The following is a 21,904-nucleotide window of genomic DNA, read 5'->3' as shown; positions in this document are numbered from 1 at the left end:
TGATGGGTCAGCCTTCGATCACCATTGCGGCCATCGTTCTCGCCTCGCTGTGCGGGCAGCCGCTACTGGCTGCCGAGTGCAAGCAGGCCAATGCCGTCTATGCCGATCGCGACGGCGCCTACGAGCTGCGCTTCTCGCCAATCAATTCGCCGGCTGCGGCGGCCAGCAACCAGTTCAAGCTCAACGTGCTGAAGACCGCGCTGGTGCTCGACGGCTATGTGATGCCGTCGGAGGATCCTGTGCGGTCGATCGGCATGGTGATGTTCCATTGCCCCGACGGCGATGCGACCGGCGCCGATCTGGAGGCCTGCACCATCTGGCAGGGCATGGTCTATGGGATGAACGCCAGGGGCGAGATGGACAATCTGCAGCCGGAAGCCGGCAATGCCGCCGACAAGGTGGTTCTCCCAGGGATCGGGCCTGCCATTCGGGCCTCGTCGGTCTGGGGCGAGGGCAAGGCGTCCTTGGCGCCCTGGGACGTGCTCGATTTCAAGGAATGCGCGAAATGACTGATGCACCCGTTCTTCTCGTCACCGGCGGCAGCCGCGGCATCGGCGCCGCGATCTGCCTGCTTGCTTCTGCCAAAGGCTGGCGGGTGGCGGTGAACTATGCGGCCAACCAGGCGGCGGCCGATGCGGTGGTTTCCACGATCGAAGCGGGTGGCGGCGCGGCCTTTGCCATCAAGGGCGACGTCGGCAATGCTGGGGATATCGTGGCGATGTTTCAGGCTGTCGATGACCGTTTCGGGCGGCTGGACGGGCTGGTCAACAATGCCGGCATCGTCGATGCACCGGCGCGGGTCGATGAGATGTCGGTCGAGCGCATCGAGCGGATGATGCGGATCAACGTCACCGGCTCCGTCCTCTGCGCCGCCGAAGCGGTGCGGCGGATGTCGAGCCGGCATGGCGGCACGGGCGGGGCGATCGTCAATATCTCCTCGATGGCGGCGATCATCGGTTCGCCGTCGCAATATGTCGACTACGCTGCCTCGAAAGCCGCGATCGATACCTTCACCATCGGTCTTGCCCGCGAAGTGGCAACCGAGGGGGTGCGGGTGAATGCGGTGCGGCCGGGTGTGATCGCCACCGAGATCCATGCATCGGGCGGCCTGCCGGATCGGGCGCGCGACATGGCGCCGAGCATTCCGATGCAGCGGGCGGGCACGGCAGAGGAGATCGCCGATGCGGTGCTCTACCTGTTGTCGCAGGAGGCTTCCTATATAACGGGTTCGATCCTCAATGTGAGCGGCGGTCGATGACCGGGCACATCAATCCAGTGGCGGTGTGAACATGCAGTACTTGCTCGAATTTCTCGGCCTGATGGCCGTCTTCTCGATCTTCATCGTCGTGCCCGGTGCCGACTTCGCGGTGATCCTGCGCCAGAGCATCGTGCACGGCCGCAGCGCCGCGATGATGACCGGTCTCGGCATGGGCTTCTCGCTGCTGTTCCACATCAGCTACACCATCCTCGGCCTCGGGCTGATCGTGTCGCAGTCGCTGATGCTGTTTGCGCTGATCAAGTGGGCCGGTGTTGCCTACCTCGTCTATCTCGGCATCAAGTCGTTTCGCGCGCCGGGCTTTGATGTCAGCGAGATCGAAGTCACCGAGGAAGACCGCAAGCCGATTTCGGCGCTGAAGTGCCTGGGCATGGGTTTTGTCACCAACGCCCTGAACCCGAAGCCGGTGCTGTTCTTCCTGTCGCTGTTTTCGACGCTGGTCCATCACGACACGCCGGCGCTGATCCAGTTCAGCTACGGCATCGGCATGGCCACGGCGCTGGTCGCCTGGTTTGCCGGCGTCTCCACCTTCTTCACCGTCAAGCCGATCCGCGATCGCTTCATCGCCAGCGGCAAATGGTTCAACCGCATTACCGGCGCCGCTCTTGTCGGCTTCGGCTTCCGCCTCGCACTTGCGCGTGCGGCGGACTAAACAAATAACGAAAAGGAAAAGACCCAATGTCCTATGATGTGATCGTTATCGGAACCGGCCCCGGCGGCTATGTCGCTGCCATCAAGGCGGCCCAGCTCGGCCTCAAGGTTGCTGTCGTCGAAAAGCGCGCGACCTTCGGCGGCACCTGCCTGAACGTCGGCTGCATTCCCTCCAAGGCGCTGCTGCATGCCTCCGAGATGTTCCATCAGGCCGGCCACGGCATGGATGCGCTCGGCATCGAAGTGCCGGCGCCGAAGCTGAACCTCGACAAGATGCTGGCGCACAAGGATGCGACCGTGAAGGCCAACGTCGATGGCGTCGCCTTCCTGTTCAAGAAGAACAAGATCGACAGCTTCCTCGGCACCGGCAAGATCGTTTCGGCCGGCAAGGTCTCCGTCACCGCCGAAGACGGCAAGGTGCAGGAAATCGAAGGCAAGAACATCGTGATCGCCACCGGCTCCGACGTTGCCGGCATCCCGGGTGTGAAGGTCGATCTCGACGAGAAGGTGATCATCTCGTCGACCGGCGGTATCGCGCTCGACAAGGTTCCTGAAACGATGATCGTCGTCGGCGGCGGTGTCATCGGCCTCGAGCTCGGCTCGGTCTGGTCGCGCCTCGGCGCCAAGGTGACGGTGGTCGAATATCTCGACACCATCCTCGGCGGCATGGATGGCGACGTCGCCAAGCAGTTCCAGCGGATGCTTGCCAAGCAGGGCATCGAATTCAACCTCGGCGCCAAGGTCGTCGGCGTCGAAAAGGGCGGCAAGGGCGCGAAGGTGACCTTCGAGCCGGTCAAGGGCGGCGACAAGGTGACGCTCGAAGCCGACGTCGTGCTGATCGCCACCGGCCGCAAGCCATACACGGCGGGCCTCGGCCTCGAGGAGGCGGGCGTTGCGCTCGACAATCGCGGTCGCGTCGAGATCGACGGCCACTTCAAGACCAATGTTGCCGGCATCTATGCGATCGGCGACGTGGTGAAGGGCCCGATGCTGGCGCACAAGGCTGAGGACGAAGGCGTGGCTCTCGCCGAAATCCTCGCCGGCCAGGCTGGTCACGTGAATTACGACGTCATTCCGAGCGTCGTCTACACCCAGCCTGAGGTCGCCTCCGTCGGCAAGACCGAGGAAGAGCTGAAGTCGGCCGGCATCGCCTACAAGGTCGGCAAGTTCCCGTTCACGGCAAACGGCCGCGCCCGCGCGATGCTCGCCACCGACGGCTTCGTGAAGATCCTGTCCGACAAGACCACCGACCGCGTTCTCGGCGGCCACATCGTCGGCTTCGGCGCTGGCGAGATGATCCACGAGATCGCCGTGCTGATGGAATTCGGCGGCTCGGCAGAAGACCTCGGCCGCACCTGCCACGCGCACCCGACGATGTCGGAAGCGGTCAAGGAAGCGGCACTCGCCGCATTCTTCAAGCCGATCCACATGTAGGACATCAGGGAGCGATCCCGATGCGGCCGCGGTTCGAAAGGACCGCGGCTTTTTTTGTTTGGATTAGGCGTTGCCGGTCATCCACAACCGAAGGCGGCAGCTAACAATATTTGTTAGATCCTGTTGGCGGTGTTATAAGGTCAGCCATGAAAGCCACCAACATGCGCACCCTCACAGTGTCCCTTACGCCGCATCAGGCGGCGACGATGCAGAACGCCATCGACAATGGTGGCTATGCGTCGAACAGCGAAATCGTCCGCGATGCCCTGCGCCTCTGGGAGCAGCGAGAAGAAATCCGGCGGATGGAGATGGCGCGTCTCAGGAAGGCCTATGACGAGGGTATGGCGAGCGGTGAGGGCCGTGAGGTCGATGCCGATACGCTTCTCGCAGAGTTGAAGGCGGAAGCACGGTCGCGTGGCTAGATACACGCTCAGCCCTCGCGCGGAAGACGACCTGCGCGATATCTGGCGTTCGATTGCACCGGACAATGAACGAGCCGCCGATGGCCTGTTGCGACGACTTCTGGAGAAATTCGAACTCGCCGCCAGCCATCCCGAAATGGGGCCGCGCCGGCCGGAGCTGAGCCGCACGGCGCGCATCTTGATCGAGGGGCGTTATGTCGCTGTTTACGAACCAACGGCTGACGGGATCTTGGTGGTGACCATCGTTTACGGTCCGCGCGACGTGGAGAGTTGGCTGGCGTAGGCAGTGGCGCGTCGTCCCCTTCTCCCCTTGGGGAGAAGGTGGCCCGCAGGGCCGGATGAGGGGGCTACTCGGTAGTCCATCAGCCGACTTTTTGTACCTTATGCGCTATTCGGCGCTTGCGCGCCTCATCCCCCTCATCTGCCTGCCGGCATCTTCTCCCCACTAGGGAGAAGGGATGCGTGGCGCTCGCTCATTGCCCGGAGGATGTCGTGCCGGCGTCGTGTAGGCGTTACTGCTGGCGAGCAACGAGGCGGCGCGTATTGCCGCAGGCTGCCGCACAGGGCGGCGCTGCATGGCTCAACGTGCTATCTGTTGGGCCAGACTGTTGCCGAGGAAGAGACAGCCATGTTGTGGATGCCAGCCAGACCTTTGAAGATCGCGCCATGCCTGCCGCATTCGGCGCTGCCGCAGGCCGACTGGGCGGATTGCTATCAGCTGAGCGTGCCTGCCGAATCACTGACGGCGATCAAGGCCGCGCGGCTGATGCTCGGCTATGCGCCGTTCTGGATTACAGGTCTGATGCGGTTGCGTAACCTGATCGTCGGTCCGCTACTGGGGCTGAAGACGGCAGCGCATGATTTGCCCGAGGGGCTGGAAAAGATCGGGATATTCCCGTTGCTGTCACAATCCGCGCGGCAGGTAATCGTCGGTTTCGACGACCGGCATCTCGACTTTCGCGTCGTCATCGATGTCGAGGATGCGGGTGATGTCAAGCGGGTGAGCGCCACGACGCTGGTGCGGCGCAAGATTCTGATCGGCCGGATATACATCGCGGTCATCACGCCGTTCCACAATCTGGTGGTAGTGGCGATGATGGCCCATATGGGCAAGCGGCTGAAAGCCCTCAGTTCACCGCCGTCAGCGTAAAGCCCTGCTTACGCAGCAGTTCGATGACGCCCTGTTCGCCCGGCAGGTGCAGCGCGCCGACGGCCATGAAGATGTTGCCGTTGGCAAGGATCGGGGCGGCGCGTTCGGCCATGACCTTGTTGCGGTCGAGGATGATGCGCTGCTCGAAGGCGGCGTAGTCGCTGTCTTCCTCCTCGCCCTCGGGCGAGACGGTCTTCAGCATCGGCATGGTCATGCCGATATCGCCGGTGAGGTAGAGATCGGTCATGGTCTCGACCACGTCGTTCATCTTCGATCCGAGTTCCAGCGTCTCGATCAGCGATTTCATGTGGAATTCCGTCGGCAGCTCGGCCATCGCCTGCAACTGCTCGGAAAGCGTTTCCAGGCCCTTGACCTGCTTGCCCTCGGCGACCGCATCGGTAGCGATCTTCTGGTCGAGGAACTGCACGCCCTTGGCCTTGCGGGCCATTTCGCAGCTCGGCAGCGCAACGACGCTCGAGATCATCCACGGGCGCATGCGCGAGACGGCGGAAAGCGGAATGCCGCGCTGCTTCAGGCCTTCCTCGAGGCGGGTGTAGTCCTCATGCGAGAGCAGCTTTTCGATGGTGGTGCCATCGGTGAACATCATCAGCTCGGGCTTCATCATCAAAGCGGCCGAGGCCTTCTTCTCGTCGAGGATCTCGTCGGATTCGATGACGATGGTGTCGGCGGCGTCATGGGCGGCCTGGGTGCGCGGCGGCAGCTGCAGCACGCGCGGATCGGTGACATGCATGCTGCCGAGCAGCCATGAGGGCTTGATGCCCGGCTTTTCGATCTTCCAGAAGATGCCTTTGCCGTTCGGCACCGCATCGCCTTCCTTGACTGCCTGCGCGTAGCGGGCCGGATCGCTTTGCTTGAGATCATCAAGGATGTTGCGGCCGGTGCAGCTGGCCTCGTCCGCGGCGGCAGCCGGCGAGACGGAGACGAGAGCTGTGATCAGCATGGCGGCGAGCACCACATGGAAGGCGGCGATCAGCCAGAGCACGATATTGCCCGGGGAAGCGGGGAGCCGTGTTGCCATAAGCCTTGTTGCCATGGGCTGGCTGCGGTGGCCAAGGGAGATCGTCATGATGGTGTTCCGGTCACAAAGAGTAAGGCCCTAGCTCTACGCGCTCGCCTGCGCATATTCCTTTAAGGGAAGACGTTAACAAAGGATTACGCCCGGGGGTGGGCGCGGTCGTAAACCTCGAGAAGCCTTGCTGAATCCACACCGGTATAGATCTGCGTGGTCGACAGGCTGGCGTGGCCGAGCAGTTCCTGGATGGTGCGCAGATCGCCGCCACCGGCCAGAAGATGGGTGGCAAAGGAGTGGCGCAGTGCGTGCGGGGTGGCGGTGTCGGGCAGGCCGAAGGCGCTGCGCATCTTCTGCATGGTGCGCTGGATGATCGCCTGCTGCAGCTTGCCGCCGCGGGCGCCGCGAAACAGCGGCTGGTCGGCGGCCAGGTGATAGGGGCAGAGCGCCCGGTATTTCTCGACGGCATCGAAGACGACGGAGAGCAGCGGCACCAGGCGGGTCTTGTTGCCCTTGCCGGTGATCCTGAGGCTGGTGGCGCCGGGGCGAAGATCACCGGGCAAAAGGTCGAGCGCTTCGGAGATGCGCAGGCCGCAGCCGTAGAGCAGGGTCATGACGGCGGCGTCGCGGGCGGCGATCCAGGGCTCGTCGTGCAACTGTGCCTCGTCGCTGACAACTGTGATCGCCTGTGTGTCGGAGAGCGGCTTCGGCAGCGATTTCGGCTGCTTCGGCGAGCGGATGGCGGCGGCACCTGCGGCGTTCACCAGGCCCTTCTTTTCGAGATAGCGCAGCAGGGAGCGCAGGCCGGCCAGATTGCGGCCGAGCGAGCGGGCGCCGGAGCCCTCGCGGCGGCGAGCGGCGAGGAAGGCGCGGAAATCGGCGGGGCGCAGCGCGTGGATGTCCTTCAGCGTCGTCGGGCCGGCGAGATGGCCGGTGAGGAAGGTCAGGAACTGGCGGGTGTCGCGCTCATAGGCGTCGAGCGTGTGCTCGGAAAGGCGGCGTTCGCTGGCAAGGCTCTGCAGCCATGCGGCGCGTTCAGCCATCAGCCGTGGGTCGGCCATGATCAGGAGTTCGTTCACGTCCATGCCCCTTGAATTTGCCGGTTCAACTGCCAACTCTGAAGGAGGGACGGTTATGGAATCGCTAACATCGGCCAAGTGCCTGTCATGCTTCGATCATAATAATCGCGATACTGGCTCCCAACGACGCAGGATCTTGCATGGCACGGCGCCAAACCATCACGGCATTCGGACAGTTCGCAGAAGCGGTCGCACTGGTCTCCCAGGGCAAACCCGGCCACATCGTCGATACGCTGATTGCCGAGCGCGGACAGCGCATCGTCGGTCACCCGCTATGGCCGGTGATGCGGCCGTTTCTCTACACGCTGCTGCGCTACAACAAGGCGATGAAATTCGCCAATGACGTTGCCAACATGCCGGGCTTCCAGTGCTTCGAGTATATGAGCGATCTGCTCGATCTCGACATCAATGTCAGCCATGGCGAACGTATTCCTCAGAGCGGCGGCTTCATTCTGGTGAGCAACCATCCGACCGGGATTGCCGACGGCGTCGCCGTCTTCGACCTCTTGAAGCACCGCCGGCCTGATATGATGGTGTTTGCCAATCGCGATGCGGTGCGGGTCAATCCGCGGTTTGCCGAGGTGGTCATTCCGGTCGAGTGGCGCGAGGAATTCAAGAGCAAGCTGAAGGCCCGCGAGACGCTGCAGCTGACCAACCATGCCGTGCGCGAGGGCAAGGCGACGGTGCTGTTTCCCTCCGGGCGCATCGCCTACTGGGCAAACGGGACGCTCAACGAGCGCCCATGGAAGACGTCTGCCGTCGGGCTGGCGCGCAAATACAATCTGCCGATCCTGCCTGTTCACATGACGGCGCGCAATTCCGGGCTGTTCTACTGGTTCGCCAAATGGTCGACGGAGCTCAGGGACATGACGGTATTCCACGAGCTGCTCAACAAGCGCGGCGACCGCTTCGATTTCGTCATCGGCGAGATGATCCCGGTCGAGCAGCTCGACGGCGATATCAACGAGGTCACGCGGGCGATCGAGACGCATACGGTGCACGCGCTGAAGGCCAATGGCGATGCGCGGTTCCAGCCGGTGGTGGCGCCTGCGGAACCGGAGATGGCCGCGGCCCATTCATTTCGCTGAGCGGATAGGGTAAAGCGAGGCATGCTGCTCCGCTCGATGTTTGCCCAGAATTACCGGTCGCTCCGTTCGATCCATATGGATCTGCCGGGGACGGCGTTGTTTCTCGGTGAAAACGGTGTCGGAAAATCCAATCTCTATCGTGTGCTGAAGGCTGCGGCACCGATGTCGCGGGTTTCAATTTGCTGCGGTTGCGGGCATGGTCGCGCCCGATGAGCATAGATTCGTCCGATCTCTTTGGCCCGATTGCACCACCGCCTGCCGTCCGTACGGTTGCGGTGCTCGTTCCCATGCCTGCGCCAAAACCCTATTCCTATGCGGTGCCCGAGGGCATTGCGGTGGAGCCGGGGTCGGTGGTGCAGGTGCCGCTCGGGCCGCGCCAGGTGATCGGCACGGTCTGGGAGGGTGGCGACGAGGGCGTCGATCCGAAGAAGCTGAGGCCGATCACCAAGGTGTTCGATTGTCCGCCACTCGCCAAAGAGATGCGCGACTTCATCGACTGGGTGGCGAGCTACACGCTGTCGCCGCCGGGGCTGGTGGCGCGGATGGCGCTGAGGGTGCCGAATGCCTTCGATCCGGAGCCGATGGTCGAGGGGCTGCGCTTCGTCGGCGGTCAGCCGGAGCGGATGACGCCGGCGCGTGCCCGGGTGCTGGAGACGGCCGGCGACGGGATGTCGTGGACGCGCAGCGGGCTGGCGCATGCGGCAGGGGTTTCGACCAGCGTCGTCGACGGACTGGTGACGCAGGGGATATTCGAGACGATCTTCCTGGCCCCGCCGCCGATCGTCGCCAAACCCGATCCTGATTTTGCGCCGTCGCGGCTGGCCGGGCCGCAGAAGGAAGCGGCGGAGGAAATTCTCGGCGAGGTGCGCAACGGCCAGTTCGCGGTGTCGCTGATCGATGGCGTCACCGGTTCGGGCAAGACCGAGGTTTATTTCGAGGCGATTGCCGAGACGCTGAAGCGCGGCAAGCAAGTGCTGATCCTGTTGCCGGAAATTGCCCTGACGGCGAGTTTTCTGGAGCGTTTCCAGGACCGGTTCGGCGCCAAGCCTGCCGAATGGCATTCCGACCTGCCGCCGAGGACGCGCGAGAAGGTCTGGCGCCAAGCGGTGATGGGGGAGGTGCGGGTGGTTGCCGGTGCGCGCTCGGCACTGTTCCTGCCGTTCGAGGATCTCGGGCTGATCATCGTCGATGAAGAGCACGACCCTGCCTACAAGCAGGAGGATCGCGTCTATTACAATGCCCGCGATATGGCCGTGGTGCGAGCGCGGATCGGGGATTTCCCTGTCGTGCTGGTGTCGGCGACGCCATCGGTGGAGAGCCAGGTCAACGGCCAGAGCGGGCGCTACACCACCATTCATCTGCCGACCCGTTATGGTGACGCGGCACTGCCCGATCTGCATCTGGTCGATATGCGCCGGCATGCGCCCGAGCGCGGCGGCTTCCTGTCGCCGGTGCTGGTGCGGGCGATCGGCAAGACGGTGGAGAAGAAGCAGCAGGCGCTGCTGTTCCTCAACCGGCGCGGCTATGCGCCGCTGACGCTTTGCCGGGTCTGCGGCCATCGCTTCCAGTGCCCGCAATGCTCCAGCTGGCTGGTCGAGCACCGGTTCAAGAAACAGCTGCAGTGCCATCAGTGCGGCTATAACGAGCGCACGCCAGAGGCCTGCCCGGAATGCGGCACCTTCGACCATCTCGTTGCCTGCGGGCCGGGCGTGGAGCGGATTGCCGAGGAGGTGGAACGCCACTTCCCCGAAGCACGGACGATCGTGCTGTCGTCGGATATCATGGGCGGCGTGAAGCGGCTCAGGCTAGAGCTCGATGCGATTGCCAAGGGCGAGGCCGATATCGTCATCGGCACGCAGCTGGTCGCCAAGGGGCATAACTTTCCGCTGATGACGCTTGTCGGGATCGTCGATGCCGATCTGGGGCTGGCCAATGGCGATCCGAGGGCAGCCGAGCGGACGTTCCAGCTGCTGTCGCAGGTGACGGGGCGTGCCGGGCGTACGGGCTTGAAGAGCCACGGGCTGCTGCAGACCTACCAGCCGCAGCATCCTGTCATGCAGGCGATCGTCTCCGGCGATGCCGCTGCTTTCTACGAGCGCGAGATCGCCGAGCGCGAGCGTGCCATCCTGCCGCCATTCGGGCGGCTGGCATCGATCATCGTGTCGGCCGAAACGCGCAACGATGCCGAGGCGCATGCCCGCAGCATCCGCAACGCGGCGCCTGTCGTGACCGGGATTTCGGTGCTCGGACCGGCGGAGGCGCCGCTTGCGATCGTGCGCGGCCGCCATCGCTTCCGGCTGCTGGTGCATGGGCGGAAAAACGCCGACATGCAGGGGTTCTTGCGGGCCATGCTGTCGCAGTCGCCGAAGGAGCGCGGCTCCATTCATGTGCAGCTCGACATCGATCCGCAGAGCTTCTTGTAAATCCGGGTTTTCTATAAATCGGGGCTTCCTGTCGATCGTCCGATTGCGGGCGTTTGCGGCCTGCCGCAATCGTGCCATAAGGGCTGCAAATCAGGTTATTCGGGGTCGATTCAATGGATTTCTATTTTCCGACGGAGCTGGGCGAGCAACTGGCCTTCGGTGCAGCGGCATTTACATCCCTGGTGGGCTTCCTCATCATGTTCGCGCCGGGTTATGCCATGAAAGTGTTCGGGCTGGCACCGCGCGGCGAACGGCGGGACGGCTATGCCGAGCAGCGCTCGATGGGCGGCTTCTATCTCGGCACGGGTCTGTCAGCGATCATGCTGGCGCAAAACTGGACCTACCTGGCGCTTGGTGCGGCGTTTGCGATGGCCGCCTTTGCGCGGATCATTTCGCTGCTCTCCGACCGGGGCGGCACTGTCATGAATTATATACTCCTGGTTGTGCAGATCGTTCTCGCGGCGCTGCCGCTCGGCTACGTTTTCGGTTTCTTTTCGGCCTGAAACATATGGAATTCTGAGGCCGCGACCGTGGGTCACGGGCGGTTTCCGCATTTTTCCGGCAGAAATCGATGCTAAAACAGGATTAGGGCGTTACGCGTGTTGCGAGTCCGGATATCCTATGTTAGACGGACCCCGAATTTCGGAAGAAGCAAGAGGCTTCTCTTGCGATTTCTGGGGGAAATCATAACGAATTCAGGAATTTAGATCAGGCGCCCGCCGGAGGCCGGATTCTTGGGTTGAAATCAGGGAAATTTGTGCCCGTGGCAGACACGTCCCAGCTTGTATCTGGTGTTGCAGAACGATATGCCTCGTCGCTGTTCGAACTGGCGCTCGAGGAAAAGGCAGTCCCTTCCGTGACCGCCGATCTCGACCGTTTTCAGGCGATGTTGGATGAGAGCGACGATCTGAAGCGCTTCATCTCGAGCCCGGTTTTTTCGGCTGAAGACCAGATGAAGACGATCGTTGCGATCAGCGAAAAAGCTGGGATCAGTGGTTTCGTCGCAAACTTTCTCAAGGTCGTGGCGCGTAACCGCCGCCTGTTTGCCCTTCCGGGCATGATCAAGGCCTTCCGTATCATCGCCGCAAAGCAGCGCGGCGAAGTCTCAGCCGAGGTGACCTCGGCCCATGCGCTGGATACCGCGCAGGAAACTGAATTGAAGGCGGCGTTGAAGAGCGTCACCGGCAAAGACGTGGTGGTCAACGTGACCGTTGATCCTTCGATTCTTGGTGGTCTGATCGTGAAAATCGGGTCCCGCCAGATTGATACGTCTCTTCGCACCAAACTATCTACCCTTAAGCTTGCATTGAAAGAGGTTGGCTGATGGATATCCGCGCCGCGGAAATTTCCGCAATTCTCAAAGATCAGATTAAAAATTTCGGCAAAGAGGCCCAGGTCTCGGAAGTCGGTCAGGTGCTCTCCGTCGGTGACGGTATCGCTCGCGTATACGGTCTGGACAATGTCCAGGCTGGCGAGATGGTCGAGTTCCCGGGCGGCATTCGCGGCATGGCGCTGAACCTTGAGTCCGATAACGTCGGTGTCGTTATTTTCGGCTCCGACCGCAGCATCAAGGAAGGCGACACCGTTAAGCGGACCGGCGCAATCGTTGACGTTCCGGTTGGTCCGGAACTGCTCGGCCGCGTTGTCGACGCTCTCGGCAACCCGATCGACGGCAAGGGCCCGATCAATGCAACGCGTCGTTCGCGCGTTGACATCAAGGCTCCCGGCATCATTCCGCGCAAGTCGGTTCATGAGCCGATGTCGACCGGCCTCAAGGCCATCGATGCGCTCATCCCTGTCGGTCGTGGCCAGCGCGAGCTGGTCATCGGCGACCGTCAGACCGGCAAGACCGCGATCATTCTCGACGCGATCCTGAACCAGAAGGCCATCCACGACAACGGCCCAGACGCTGAAAAGCTGTACTGCGTCTACGTCGCTATCGGCCAGAAGCGTTCGACCGTTGCCCAGTTCGTCAAGGTTCTCGAAGAACGTGGCGCAATGAAGTACTCGATCGTCGTTGCCGCGACCGCGTCTGATGCTGCTCCGATGCAGTATCTCGCACCGTTTGCCGGTTGCGCCATGGGCGAATACTTCCGCGACAACGGCATGCATGCTCTGATCGGTTACGACGACCTTTCCAAGCAGGCTGTGGCTTATCGCCAGATGTCGCTTCTGCTGCGCCGCCCGCCGGGCCGCGAAGCTTACCCGGGCGACGTTTTCTATCTGCATTCGCGTCTGCTTGAGCGCGCTGCAAAGCTTTCCGACGAAATGGGCGCTGGCTCGCTGACGGCTCTGCCTGTCATCGAAACCCAGGGTAACGACGTTTCGGCGTTTATTCCGACCAACGTGATCTCGATCACCGACGGCCAGATCTTCCTCGAAACCGACCTGTTCTATCAGGGTATCCGCCCGGCTGTTAACGTCGGTCTGTCGGTTTCGCGCGTTGGTTCTGCCGCTCAGGTCAAGGCCATGAAGCAGGTTGCCGGCTCTATCAAGGGCGAGCTCGCCCAGTATCGCGAAATGGCTGCCTTTGCCCAGTTCGGCTCCGACCTCGATGCCTCGACACAGCGCCTGCTGAACCGTGGTGCACGCCTGACCGAACTCCTGAAGCAGCCGCAGTTCTCGCCGCTGAAGACGGAAGAGCAGGTTGCGGTGATCTTCGCTGGCGTCAACGGTTACCTCGACAAGGTCGCGGTCAACCAGGTCGGCAAGTTCGAACAGGGTCTGCTGTCGTACCTCCGCTCCGAAGGTTCGGCGATCCTCGACACGATCCGTACCGAAAAGGCCATCAGCGACGATACGAAGGGCAAGCTTACGGCTGCCATCGATAGCTTCGCGAAGTCTTTCTCGTAATCGGACCCAGTTAGGACGGATCACGGATGCCTTCACTTAAGGATCTGAAAAACCGGATCGCCTCCGTCAAGGCGACGCAGAAGATCACCAAGGCGATGAAAATGGTCGCCGCGGCGAAGCTTCGGCGTGCGCAGGAGGCGGCCGAGGCCGCACGGCCCTATTCGCAGCGGATGGGTGCGGTTCTGGCGAATATCGCCAAGGCCGTCACCGATGCGGATGGTGCGCCGACGCTCATGACCGGTACAGGCAAGGATCAGGTTCACCTGCTCGTTGTCTGCACGGCTGATCGCGGTCTCTGCGGCGGTTTCAACTCGCAGATTTCTCGTTTTGCCCGCGACCACGCCCGCAAGCTGGCTGCCGAAGGCAAGACGGTGAAGATCTTCACGGTCGGCAAGAAGGGCTACGATAGCCTGCGCCGCGAATTCCTGCCGCTCATCGTCGAGCGCAAGGAACTTCGCGAGGTCAAGCGTATCGCCTTCGAAAATGCCGACAGCATCGGTAAGCGCATCATCGAGATGTACGAAGCCGGTGAATTCGACGTCTGCACATTGTTCTATTCCGAGTTCAAGTCGGTGATCTCGCAGATCCCGACGGCACAGCAGCTCATCCCGGCTTCGGCTGGCGAGGTGGTTGCCGAGGACGCGGCACATGCGGGTGCAGTCTACGAATACGAGCCCGATCCGGCATCGATCCTCGAGGATCTGATTCCACGCAACATCTCGGTCCAGATTTTCCGCGCGCTCCTCGAGAACGTCGCCGGTGAAATGGGCGCCAAGATGAGCGCGATGGACAATGCGACGCGTAACGCTGGTGAGATGATCAATAAGCTGACGCTTTCCTACAACCGTCAGCGTCAGGCTCAGATCACCAAGGAACTCATTGAAATCATTTCGGGCGCGGAAGCGCTCTGAGGTAAGGGAAAGAGGGTAAGAAGATGGCTAAGGCAGCTACCCCCAAGAAGACTGCGACAGGCTCTGCCGGCAGAGTCACGCAGGTTATCGGCGCCGTTGTCGACGTTGCTTTCGAAGGCGAACTGCCGGCGATCCTCAACGCGCTCGAAACCACGAACGGCGGCAACCGCCTCGTTCTGGAAGTGGCACAGCACCTCGGTGAAAACCAGGTTCGCACGATCGCCATGGACTCGACCGAAGGTCTGGTTCGCGGTCAGCCGGTTTCCGATACGGGTTCGCCGATCACCGTTCCGGTTGGTCCGGAAACGCTCGGCCGCATCATGAACGTCATCGGCGAGCCGGTCGACGAAGCTGGTCCGCTGGTCACAGCTGGCAAGCGCTCGATCCACCAGGACGCGCCTGCCTACGTCGATCAGTCGACCGAAGCACAGATCCTCGTCACCGGCATCAAGGTCGTCGACCTGCTCGCACCTTATGCAAGGGGCGGCAAGATCGGCCTCTTCGGCGGTGCAGGCGTTGGCAAGACCGTTCTGATCATGGAATTGATCAACAACGTCGCCAAGGCGCACGGTGGTTACTCGGTCTTCGCAGGCGTGGGTGAACGTACCCGCGAAGGCAACGACCTTTACCACGAAATGATCGAATCGGGCGTCAACAAGCACGGCGGCGGCGAAGGCTCCAAGGCTGCTCTGGTTTACGGCCAGATGAACGAACCGCCGGGTGCGCGCGCTCGCGTTGCTCTGACCGGTCTGACGATCGCTGAAGACTTCCGCGACAAGGGCCAGGACGTTCTGTTCTTCGTCGACAACATCTTCCGCTTCACGCAGGCAGGTTCCGAAGTGTCGGCTCTGCTCGGCCGTATTCCGTCGGCCGTTGGCTATCAGCCGACGCTGGCGACCGACATGGGCCAGATGCAGGAACGCATCACCACAACGACCAAGGGCTCGATCACCTCGGTTCAGGCGATTTACGTCCCCGCCGACGACTTGACCGACCCGGCTCCGGCCACCTCGTTCGCCCACCTTGATGCAACGACGGTTCTGTCGCGCTCGATCGCCGAAAAGGGTATCTACCCGGCCGTTGACCCGCTCGACTCCACCTCGCGCATGCTCGACCCGATGGTTGTCGGCGAAGAGCACTACGAAGTTGCCCGCAAGGTGCAGACGACGCTGCAGCGCTACAAGTCGCTGCAGGACATCATCGCCATCCTGGGCATGGACGAACTGTCTGAAGAAGACCGTCTGGCCGTTGCCCGCGCCCGCAAGATCGAACGCTTCCTGTCGCAGCCGTTCTTCGTGGCCGAAGTGTTCACCGGTGCGCCTGGCAAGCTGGTTGCACTCGAAGACACGATCAAGGGCTTCAAGGGCCTCGTGAACGGCGAGTACGATCATCTGCCGGAAGCAGCCTTCTACATGGTCGGCTCGATGGAAGAAGCCATCGAAAAGGCCAAGAAGCTCTCCGCAGCGGCTTGATGCATTCATTTACGGCGCGCCGGGGTCGCCCCTGCGCGCCGTCTCTCGTTTCAAAGACAATCAAGAAGTGAAACGTCATGGCTGACAATTTCAATTTTGAACTCGTATCTCCGGAGCGCCTGCTGCTGTCCGAGATGGTGACCGAAGTTGTCATTCCGGCAACCGAAGGCGAGATGACCGTCATGGCGCACCACGCGCCGACGATGACGACAATCAAGCCTGGTGTGGTCAGCGTTCGTTCCGCGAGCGGCGTCAAGAAGGACTTCGTGGTTTTCGGCGGTTTCGCCGACATCCTGCCGACCGGCTGCACGCTGCTTGCCGAATCGGCAATCGCGGTCGAGGATCTCTCGAGGGACGAGCTTGACCGTCGCATCGACGCTGCCAAGGCCGAACTCGAGGACGCCCAGCATCACGAGCACAAGTCGAAGCTGGAACACTTCATCATGGAAATGACACACCTTACGGGTGTCGTCCGCAAGGACTGATCTTTCGGGATCGGACTGTCATCGAAGCGGCCTTTCGGGCCGCTTTTTTGTTGCCTGCGACAGGGCCCGGCAGCGGACGCGGCCGTTGCGGCACGATCGCGATCAATCGCCTGAAGAGGTTGATAACTGCTCGGTGCAAGGGCTATTCTCGGCTGCGCTGTTACCAGTTCGGTTTCGGCTGCGAATGGGGGGAAGTCTGATGTTTCATCCGAAGTTGTTCGAGAACCGCAATGTGGTGGTGACAGGGGCCGGCCGCGGCATCGGGCTCGAAGTCGCGCGGCAGTTTCTCGATTGCGGCGCCCGGGTGCTGGTTCACACCGGTCGCGACAATGATCGGATCCTGCCGGACTTCCTGCTGACGGCGGAGGAGGATCGCCGCGCCATCCTCGTCTCCGGCGACTTTTCCACTGGCGAGGGAAGCCTAGCCTTCGCGACGCAGGTGCTGACGCATTTCGACAAGGTGCATGTGCTCGTCAACAATGCCGGCACGATGTTCGGTCGCTTTCCGGCCGACACGCTGACCGACGAGCAGTATGGCGCGGTGGTGCAGCTGAACCAGACCTCGGTGGTGGAGGTGACGCGCGCGCTGCTGCCGGCGCTGAGGGCGGCAGGCGAAGCGGCGATCGTCAACACGGTATCGATCTCGGCGCTGACGGGCGGAAGTCCCGGATCGGCGATCTATTCCGCCTCCAAGGCTTTCGTTTCTACCTACTCGAAGGGGCTGGCGCGCGAACTGGCACCCGATGGCATCCGGGTGAACTGTGTTTCGCCGGGCACGATCGAAACCGATTTCCACCAGCGCTACTCATCGCCCGAGAAACTGGAGCAGACACGCAAGGCGATACCGCTGCAGCGGCTGGGAACGGCGGAGGATTGCGCACCCGCCTATCTGTTCCTGGCGGCGCCAACGCTCTCCGGCTATGTCACCGGCCAGGTGCTCGAAATCAACGGCGGTCAGCTTATCTGCTGATTGTACGACTTTTTTTGGTATTTTAGGAGATCCGAACGATCGCCGGCTGCGTATATGTTATCAGGACTCATCAGTCTCGATATATATGCAACTAGAGATACATTATGCACTTGCCGACACCACGATCTGGTATGGCCGATCATGAATTGCAGGGTTTTTCGACCAAGGCTCGCGAAGCAAGTGAACTGCTGAAGGCCCTCGCCCACCATACTCGACTGCTCATTCTCTGCATTCTTGCCGAAGATGAAAAGACCGTCGGACAGATCGAAGACATTCTCGGCATGCAGCAGGCGATGGTATCGCAGCAGCTGGCGCGGCTGCGGCTCGAGGGACTGGTGCAGACCCGCCGCGACGGGCGGATGATCTACTACCGCGTCGGCAACTCGGGCACCGTGTCGTTGCTGAAGTCGCTGTTTGTCATGTTGCCCGATGGTGTCGAGCAATAGCTCAGCCGCCCGGTGCCCAGTCAGGCGGTGCCATCTCGAAGCTTGAGAATTCAAAACCCGGAGAGACCGTGCAGCCGACCAGCGTGTAGTCGCCGGTTGTCTCTGCCGATTGCCACCAGTTGGCAGGGATGATCGCCTGCGGGCGCTCGCCGCCGAGAATGTCGAGGCCGAGCGTCAGCGTTTCGATCGTCCCGCCGTCCTCGGCCCGGTGAAGCGCCAGAGGCGCTCCGGCGTAGTAGTGCCAGACTTCAGCGGCATCGTGGACGCGGTGCCAGTGCGAGCGCTGCCCCGATTTCAGCAGATAGTAGATCGCCGTCGAGTGGCCGCGGGCGCCGCCTTGCGCATCTCTGAAGGTCTGCACGTACCAGCCGCCTTCCGGGTGAGGCTGCATCGCCAGTTCGCGGATGATGTCGTCGGGCGAGATCTGCGCCGCTGGCATCAGAAATTGTCCTTGCGCTTGCGGATCTCGGCGAACACCTCTTCGTTGGTGCGGCTCTCCATCAGCAGGTTGCGGCGGATGGCCGGGTCGGCGGCGCGCAGGAACGGGTTGGTCTCCTTTTCCATGGCCAGCGTCGTTGGAATGGTGAACCTGCCCTCGGCGCGCAGGGCTTCGATCTCGGCGGCGCGGATTTTCAGGCGTTCATTGTCGGGATCGATGGTGAGCGCGAAGCGGGCGTTGGCGAGCGTGTATTCGTGGCCGAAATAGATGGCGGTTTCATCCGGCAGCACGGCGAGCTTCTGCAGCGAGCGCCACATGTCGGCCGGCGGCTTTTCGAACAGGCGGCCGCAACCGAGCGCGAACAATGTGTCGGCGGCAAACAGCAGCTTGTCCTCGACGAAGTTGTAGCAGATGTGGCCTGCGGTATGGCCGGGGGTCTCGATGACGCTCACCGGATGATCGCCGAACAGGAAGGTGTCGCCATCGGCCATCGTCCTGTCGAGGCCGGGGATCGCCACCGCCTCGTTGATCGGGCCGATGATCTCGCAGCCGTATTTTTCCTTCAGCGCCAGATTGCCTTCGACATGGTCGGTGTGGTGGTGGGTGGTGAAGATGTGGCTGATGGTCCAGCCGCGGCGGTCTGCGGCTGCTATGACCGCGTCGGCATCGGGGGCGTCGATCGAGGCAGTCAGGCCGGTTTCGGGATCGTGAACCAGCACGCCGAAATTGTCGGTGCGGCACAAAAAAACGTCTAAATCCAAAGATTTCATAATCTAAAGCACCTCTTTATTCCGTAGATGTCAGGAATGTAGAGGCTGCGGCCTTGAAGTCCAACCGCCCACTGGTAACATTTGCCGCAATGCACGCAGATATCGTCGACCTACGCCAGTTCTATCATTCCGACCTCGGCCGCATCGCCGAGCAGTCGATCGCCATGGCGCTCTCTTCGCTGTGGGTGAAGCTGCCGCAGGAGCGGCTGGTGGGGATCGGCTATGCCGTGCCGTTCCTCGATCGCTTCCGGACCGATACCGAGCGCACCTTCGCCTTCATGCCCGCGGGGCAGGGGGCGGTGAACTGGCCGATGGGATCGCTGTCATCGACGGCGCTGATCTTCGACGAGGAACTGCCGCTGCCCGACTCGTCGATCGACCGGGTGCTGATGGTGCATTCGCTGGAGTTTGCCGAGAGCCCGCGCGAGACGCTGAAGGAACTCTGGCGGGTGCTGGCGCCGGGCGGCCGGCTGATCATCGTGGTGCCGAACCGTCGCGGCGTCTGGGCGCGGCTGGAGCATACGCCGTTCGGCTCGGGTCGCCCCTATTCGCGCGGCCAGCTGACGCATCTGCTGCGGGAAACGAATTTCACGCCGGGCGCTTCGGCCGAGGCTCTGTTGTTTCCGCCGTCGAAGCTGCGGACGATGATGCGGCTTCGCGGCGCTTTCGAGCGGGTCGGGCGGGCTCTGTGGCCGGCGTTTTCGGGCGTCATCATCGTCGAGGCGCAGAAGCGGCTTTATCAGGGCCTGCCGGTGGCGTCGCGCGCCTCACGGCGCGTGTTCGTGCCGGTGCTTTCGCCGCATGGCGTGCCGACGACGCGTAGCCGCTAGCACTCGACAAAACCGGCTTTCCGTTCTATTGCCTCTGGGCAATTTTCAGCCGGAACCTCCGGCCTTTTCCAAGGTTGATCCCATGAGCGTAGAGACGAGCAAGCCTGTTCCCCGTGCCGGTATTCTTGACATCGCAGCCTATGTGCCGGGCAAGGAACATGCGCCGGGTGTGGCCCGCGTCTACAAGCTCTCGTCGAACGAAACGCCGCTCGGCGCCAGCCCGAAGGCGATCGAAGCGTACCGCGCCGCTGCCGACAGTCTCGAGCGCTATCCTGACGGCCAGGCGGTCGAACTGCGCGCGGCAATCGCTGCGGTTCATGGCCTCAACCCGGCTAATATTCTCTGCGGCAATGGTTCGGACGAGCTGCTCGGCCTGCTCTGCCACGTCTATCTGGCACCCGGCGACGAGGCGATTATCACCGAGCACGGGTTCCTGGTCTACAAGATCCAGATCATGGGCGCCGGTGCCACCGTTGTCACCGTCAAGGAGAAGGAAGCGACGGTCGATGTCGATGCGATCCTTGCTGCCGTGACTGATACGACCAAGATGGTGTTCATCGCCAATCCCGGCAATCCGACGGGCACCTATGTGCCGGTCAACGAGATCCGCCGCCTGCAGGCAGAACTGCCGAAGAATGTGTTGCTGGTGCTCGACGCCGCCTACGCCGAATATGTTCGCCGCAACGATTACGAGGCCGGCATCGAGATCGTCTCGCAGAACCCCAACGTCGTGATGACGCGGACCTTCTCGAAGGTTTACGGCCTGGCGGCGCTGCGCGTCGGCTGGATGTATGCGCCTGCCGAGATCATCGATGCGCTGAACCGCGTGCGCGGCCCGTTCAATATGAATGCGGCGGCGATTTCCGCCGGTGCCGCGGCAGTTCGTGATCAGGCCTTCGTGCAGGAGACCGTCGCCTTCAACCAGATGTGGATCGACAAGCTGACCGGCGCCTTCGAGGCGATCGGCCTCAAGGTGACGCCGTCGGTGACCAATTTCGTGCTGATCCATTTCCCTGATGTGGACGGCAAGCGCGCCGATCAGGCCGATGATTTCCTCGCCAGCCGTGGGTATATCCTGCGTGCGGTGAAGGGCTACGGCTTTGCCAATTCGCTGCGCATGAGCGTTGGCCCCGAAGAGGCGAACCGCGGCGTCATCGAGGCGCTCGGCGAGTTTATGGGACGGAAGGTATGACCATCCAGTTCGATCGCATCGCGTTGATCGGCATCGGCCTGATCGGCTCGTCGCTGGCCCACGACATCAAGCGCCTGGGCCTGGCGAAAGAGGTGGTGATTGCCTCCCGCAGCGCGGATACGCTGAAACGGGCGGAGGAGCTGCAGCTTGGCGATCGCTATACGACGTCATCGGCCGAGGCGGTGAAGGATGCGGATCTGGTGATCGTTTCGGTGCCGGTCGGTGCATCGGGAAGCGTCGCCAAGGAAATATCCGGCAGCCTGAAGCCGGGGGCGATCGTCACCGATGTCGGTTCGACCAAGGCATCGGTGATTGCGCAGATGCAGCCGCATATGCCCGATCATGTGCATTTCATCCCCGGCCATCCGCTGGCGGGCACGGAAAAGTCCGGCCCGGATGCCGGCTTCCCCGGCCTGTTCGAGGGCCGCTGGTGCATCTTCACGCCGCTTGCCGATACCGACGAGGCGGCTCTCGCAGCGCTCAGCCGGTTCTGGGAGGCGCTGGGTTCGAAGATCGACGTCATGGACCCCGAGCATCACGACAAGGTGCTGGCGATCGTCTCGCACCTGCCGCATCTGATCGCCTTCAACATCGTCGGCACGGCCGATGATCTGGGAACCGTCACGCAATCGGAAGTGATCAAGTATTCGGCGTCGGGCTTTCGCGATTTCACCCGTCTGGCGGCGTCCGACCCGACCATGTGGCGCGACGTCTGCCTGCACAATAAGGATGCGATTCTCGAAATGCTGGCGCGGTTCTCGGAAGATCTCGCCTATCTGCAGCGGGCGATCCGCTGGGGCGAGGGTGACAAGATCTTCGACCTGTTCACCCGCACAAGGGCGATCCGCCGTTCGATCATCGAGGCCGGCCAGGATGTCGATGCGCCGGATTTCGGCCGTCCCCACACGCTCGACAAGAAGTCCTGATCCTTCGGGCTGTGCGTTGATGAATGGTGCGGGTGGTCGCGCCCTGCTGTCTTGTCG

24 protein-coding genes and 1 pseudogene are annotated in these 21,904 nt (G+C 62.3%); 21 read left to right on the top strand and 4 right to left on the bottom strand.

The window, feature by feature from the left end:
- Positions 1-2 precede the first annotated feature (2 nt).
- The 7 genes from GVL52_RS25430 (at position 3) to GVL52_RS25400 (ending at position 4,933) form a co-directional block, all read left to right on the top strand.
- Positions 3-509 (top strand): hypothetical protein, encoded by a 507-nt coding sequence (locus GVL52_RS25430; RefSeq protein ID WP_244619279.1) that lies wholly within the window; start codon positions 3-5, stop codon positions 507-509.
- Entirely contained in the window at positions 506-1,258 is a 753-nt protein-coding gene (locus GVL52_RS25425; RefSeq protein WP_160012215.1) for an SDR family oxidoreductase, read from the top strand. The genes GVL52_RS25430 and GVL52_RS25425 overlap by 4 nt, the downstream gene beginning before the upstream one ends.
- 31 nt (positions 1,259-1,289) lie before the next feature.
- Complete coding sequence (locus tag GVL52_RS25420) at positions 1,290-1,928, top strand: LysE family translocator (protein WP_160012214.1); 639 nt, start codon at positions 1,290-1,292, stop codon at positions 1,926-1,928.
- Positions 1,929-1,954: 26 nt separating this feature from the next.
- Positions 1,955-3,361, top strand: coding sequence for a dihydrolipoyl dehydrogenase (lpdA, locus tag GVL52_RS25415; protein ID WP_160012213.1), 1,407 nt, complete (start codon positions 1,955-1,957; stop codon positions 3,359-3,361).
- Positions 3,362-3,507: 146 nt separating this feature from the next.
- A complete protein-coding gene (locus tag GVL52_RS25410) occupies positions 3,508-3,783 on the top strand; it encodes a type II toxin-antitoxin system ParD family antitoxin (protein ID WP_160012212.1) in 276 nt (91 codons plus the stop codon).
- Positions 3,776-4,066 carry a type II toxin-antitoxin system RelE/ParE family toxin gene (locus GVL52_RS25405; RefSeq protein WP_160012211.1) on the top strand — a complete coding sequence of 97 codons (291 nt, stop codon included), beginning with the start codon at positions 3,776-3,778 and terminating at the stop codon, positions 4,064-4,066. Before GVL52_RS25410 ends, GVL52_RS25405 begins: the two co-directional genes overlap by 8 nt.
- A gap of 345 nt (positions 4,067-4,411) precedes the next feature.
- On the top strand, positions 4,412-4,933 hold the full coding sequence (locus GVL52_RS25400) for a DUF2867 domain-containing protein (RefSeq protein ID WP_160012210.1): 522 nt from the start codon (positions 4,412-4,414) through the stop codon (positions 4,931-4,933).
- Here the strand turns inward: GVL52_RS25400 and GVL52_RS25395 are convergent.
- The gene (locus GVL52_RS25395; protein ID WP_160012255.1) at positions 4,911-5,987 is read right to left on the bottom strand and encodes a TraB/GumN family protein; all 1,077 of its coding nucleotides are present in this window, start codon (positions 5,985-5,987) and stop codon (positions 4,911-4,913) included. The two genes, GVL52_RS25400 and GVL52_RS25395, sit on opposite strands and share 23 nt — an antisense overlap.
- Before the next feature lie 119 nt (positions 5,988-6,106).
- Positions 6,107-7,042, bottom strand: coding sequence for a tyrosine recombinase XerC (locus GVL52_RS25390; RefSeq protein ID WP_160012209.1), 936 nt, complete (start codon positions 7,040-7,042; stop codon positions 6,107-6,109).
- Positions 7,043-7,182: 140 nt separating this feature from the next.
- Between GVL52_RS25390 and GVL52_RS25385 the strand changes: the two genes are divergently transcribed.
- The 11 genes and pseudogenes from GVL52_RS25385 (at position 7,183) to GVL52_RS25335 (ending at position 17,690) form a co-directional block, all read left to right on the top strand.
- Entirely contained in the window at positions 7,183-8,130 is a 948-nt protein-coding gene (locus GVL52_RS25385; RefSeq protein WP_160012208.1) for a GNAT family N-acetyltransferase, read from the top strand.
- Between the two features lie 21 nt (positions 8,131-8,151).
- Positions 8,152-8,280, top strand: a pseudogene (locus GVL52_RS30990) (AAA family ATPase); the annotation flags it as partial.
- A 59-nt stretch (positions 8,281-8,339) separates the two neighbouring features.
- Complete coding sequence (locus GVL52_RS25375) at positions 8,340-10,553, top strand: primosomal protein N' (RefSeq protein ID WP_160012207.1); 2,214 nt, start codon at positions 8,340-8,342, stop codon at positions 10,551-10,553.
- Positions 10,554-10,666: 113 nt separating this feature from the next.
- Positions 10,667-11,056 carry a DUF4345 domain-containing protein gene (locus tag GVL52_RS25370; RefSeq protein WP_160012206.1) on the top strand — a complete coding sequence of 130 codons (390 nt, stop codon included), beginning with the start codon at positions 10,667-10,669 and terminating at the stop codon, positions 11,054-11,056.
- A gap of 254 nt (positions 11,057-11,310) precedes the next feature.
- Positions 11,311-11,877: a F0F1 ATP synthase subunit delta gene (locus tag GVL52_RS25365; protein ID WP_160012254.1), complete on the top strand. Its 567-nt coding sequence runs from the start codon at positions 11,311-11,313 to the stop codon at positions 11,875-11,877.
- A complete protein-coding gene (atpA, locus tag GVL52_RS25360; protein ID WP_160012205.1) occupies positions 11,877-13,406 on the top strand; it encodes a F0F1 ATP synthase subunit alpha in 1,530 nt (509 codons plus the stop codon). The genes GVL52_RS25365 and atpA overlap by 1 nt, the downstream gene beginning before the upstream one ends.
- Positions 13,407-13,432: 26 nt before the next feature.
- Positions 13,433-14,317: a F0F1 ATP synthase subunit gamma gene (locus GVL52_RS25355; RefSeq protein WP_160012204.1), complete on the top strand. Its 885-nt coding sequence runs from the start codon at positions 13,433-13,435 to the stop codon at positions 14,315-14,317.
- A gap of 23 nt (positions 14,318-14,340) precedes the next feature.
- Entirely contained in the window at positions 14,341-15,789 is a 1,449-nt protein-coding gene (gene atpD / locus GVL52_RS25350; protein ID WP_160012203.1) for a F0F1 ATP synthase subunit beta, read from the top strand.
- A gap of 77 nt (positions 15,790-15,866) precedes the next feature.
- Positions 15,867-16,274 (top strand): F0F1 ATP synthase subunit epsilon, encoded by a 408-nt coding sequence (locus GVL52_RS25345; RefSeq protein ID WP_160012202.1) that lies wholly within the window; start codon positions 15,867-15,869, stop codon positions 16,272-16,274.
- Positions 16,275-16,473: 199 nt separating this feature from the next.
- Positions 16,474-17,244, top strand: a complete 771-nt coding sequence (locus GVL52_RS25340) for an SDR family NAD(P)-dependent oxidoreductase (protein WP_160012201.1) — start codon at positions 16,474-16,476, stop codon at positions 17,242-17,244.
- A gap of 104 nt (positions 17,245-17,348) precedes the next feature.
- Positions 17,349-17,690: a helix-turn-helix transcriptional regulator gene (locus tag GVL52_RS25335; RefSeq protein ID WP_160012200.1), complete on the top strand. Its 342-nt coding sequence runs from the start codon at positions 17,349-17,351 to the stop codon at positions 17,688-17,690.
- Between the two features lies 1 nt (position 17,691).
- Here GVL52_RS25335 and GVL52_RS25330 read toward each other — a convergent pair whose 3' ends face one another.
- Complete coding sequence (locus GVL52_RS25330) at positions 17,692-18,114, bottom strand: cupin domain-containing protein (protein ID WP_160012253.1); 423 nt, start codon at positions 18,112-18,114, stop codon at positions 17,692-17,694.
- Between the two features lie 14 nt (positions 18,115-18,128).
- Positions 18,129-18,899, bottom strand: a complete 771-nt coding sequence (gene gloB / locus GVL52_RS25325; RefSeq protein ID WP_160012199.1) for a hydroxyacylglutathione hydrolase — start codon at positions 18,897-18,899, stop codon at positions 18,129-18,131.
- A 53-nt stretch (positions 18,900-18,952) separates the two neighbouring features.
- On the opposite strand from gloB, the gene GVL52_RS25320 reads away from it, so the two are divergent.
- The 3 genes from GVL52_RS25320 (at position 18,953) to GVL52_RS25310 (ending at position 21,847) form a co-directional block, all read left to right on the top strand.
- On the top strand, positions 18,953-19,729 hold the full coding sequence (locus GVL52_RS25320) for a class I SAM-dependent methyltransferase (RefSeq protein WP_160012198.1): 777 nt from the start codon (positions 18,953-18,955) through the stop codon (positions 19,727-19,729).
- A gap of 82 nt (positions 19,730-19,811) precedes the next feature.
- Positions 19,812-20,921, top strand: a complete 1,110-nt coding sequence (gene hisC, locus GVL52_RS25315) for a histidinol-phosphate transaminase (RefSeq protein ID WP_160012197.1) — start codon at positions 19,812-19,814, stop codon at positions 20,919-20,921.
- Positions 20,918-21,847: a prephenate/arogenate dehydrogenase family protein gene (locus GVL52_RS25310; RefSeq protein WP_160012196.1), complete on the top strand. Its 930-nt coding sequence runs from the start codon at positions 20,918-20,920 to the stop codon at positions 21,845-21,847. Before hisC ends, GVL52_RS25310 begins: the two co-directional genes overlap by 4 nt.
- Positions 21,848-21,904: the final 57 nt, after the last annotated feature.

Origin of the sequence: Rhizobium sp. 18055 (assembly GCF_902706285.1) — a bacterium.
Lineage (GTDB): Bacteria > Pseudomonadota > Alphaproteobacteria > Rhizobiales > Rhizobiaceae > Rhizobium.
This window is presented reverse-complemented; position numbering and strand designations above follow the sequence as displayed.

Excerpts from the sequence above, each read along its gene's own strand:
- GVL52_RS25385 (WP_160012208.1), top strand. The coding sequence starts at position 7,183 with ATGGCACGGCGCCAAACCATCACGGCATTCGGACAGTTCGCAGAAGCG.
- GVL52_RS25340 (WP_160012201.1), top strand. The coding sequence starts at position 16,474 with ATGTTTCATCCGAAGTTGTTCGAGAACCGCAATGTGGTGGTGACAGGG.
- atpD (WP_160012203.1), top strand. The coding sequence starts at position 14,341 with ATGGCTAAGGCAGCTACCCCCAAGAAGACTGCGACAGGCTCTGCCGGC.
- GVL52_RS25410 (WP_160012212.1), top strand. The coding sequence starts at position 3,508 with ATGAAAGCCACCAACATGCGCACCCTCACAGTGTCCCTTACGCCGCAT.
- GVL52_RS25430 (WP_244619279.1), top strand. The coding sequence starts at position 3 with ATGGGTCAGCCTTCGATCACCATTGCGGCCATCGTTCTCGCCTCGCTG.
- hisC (WP_160012197.1), top strand. The coding sequence starts at position 19,812 with ATGAGCGTAGAGACGAGCAAGCCTGTTCCCCGTGCCGGTATTCTTGAC.
- GVL52_RS25425 (WP_160012215.1), top strand. The coding sequence starts at position 506 with ATGACTGATGCACCCGTTCTTCTCGTCACCGGCGGCAGCCGCGGCATC.
- gloB (WP_160012199.1), bottom strand. The coding sequence starts at position 18,899 with ATGAAATCTTTGGATTTAGACGTTTTTTTGTGCCGCACCGACAATTTC.
- GVL52_RS25370 (WP_160012206.1), top strand. The coding sequence starts at position 10,667 with ATGGATTTCTATTTTCCGACGGAGCTGGGCGAGCAACTGGCCTTCGGT.
- atpA (WP_160012205.1), top strand. The coding sequence starts at position 11,877 with ATGGATATCCGCGCCGCGGAAATTTCCGCAATTCTCAAAGATCAGATT.
- GVL52_RS25400 (WP_160012210.1), top strand. The coding sequence starts at position 4,412 with ATGTTGTGGATGCCAGCCAGACCTTTGAAGATCGCGCCATGCCTGCCG.
- GVL52_RS25420 (WP_160012214.1), top strand. The coding sequence starts at position 1,290 with ATGCAGTACTTGCTCGAATTTCTCGGCCTGATGGCCGTCTTCTCGATC.
- GVL52_RS25335 (WP_160012200.1), top strand. The coding sequence starts at position 17,349 with ATGCACTTGCCGACACCACGATCTGGTATGGCCGATCATGAATTGCAG.
- GVL52_RS25355 (WP_160012204.1), top strand. The coding sequence starts at position 13,433 with ATGCCTTCACTTAAGGATCTGAAAAACCGGATCGCCTCCGTCAAGGCG.
- GVL52_RS25395 (WP_160012255.1), bottom strand. The coding sequence starts at position 5,987 with ATGGCAACAAGGCTTATGGCAACACGGCTCCCCGCTTCCCCGGGCAAT.
- GVL52_RS25345 (WP_160012202.1), top strand. The coding sequence starts at position 15,867 with ATGGCTGACAATTTCAATTTTGAACTCGTATCTCCGGAGCGCCTGCTG.
- lpdA (WP_160012213.1), top strand. The coding sequence starts at position 1,955 with ATGTCCTATGATGTGATCGTTATCGGAACCGGCCCCGGCGGCTATGTC.
- GVL52_RS25310 (WP_160012196.1), top strand. The coding sequence starts at position 20,918 with ATGACCATCCAGTTCGATCGCATCGCGTTGATCGGCATCGGCCTGATC.
- GVL52_RS25375 (WP_160012207.1), top strand. The coding sequence starts at position 8,340 with ATGAGCATAGATTCGTCCGATCTCTTTGGCCCGATTGCACCACCGCCT.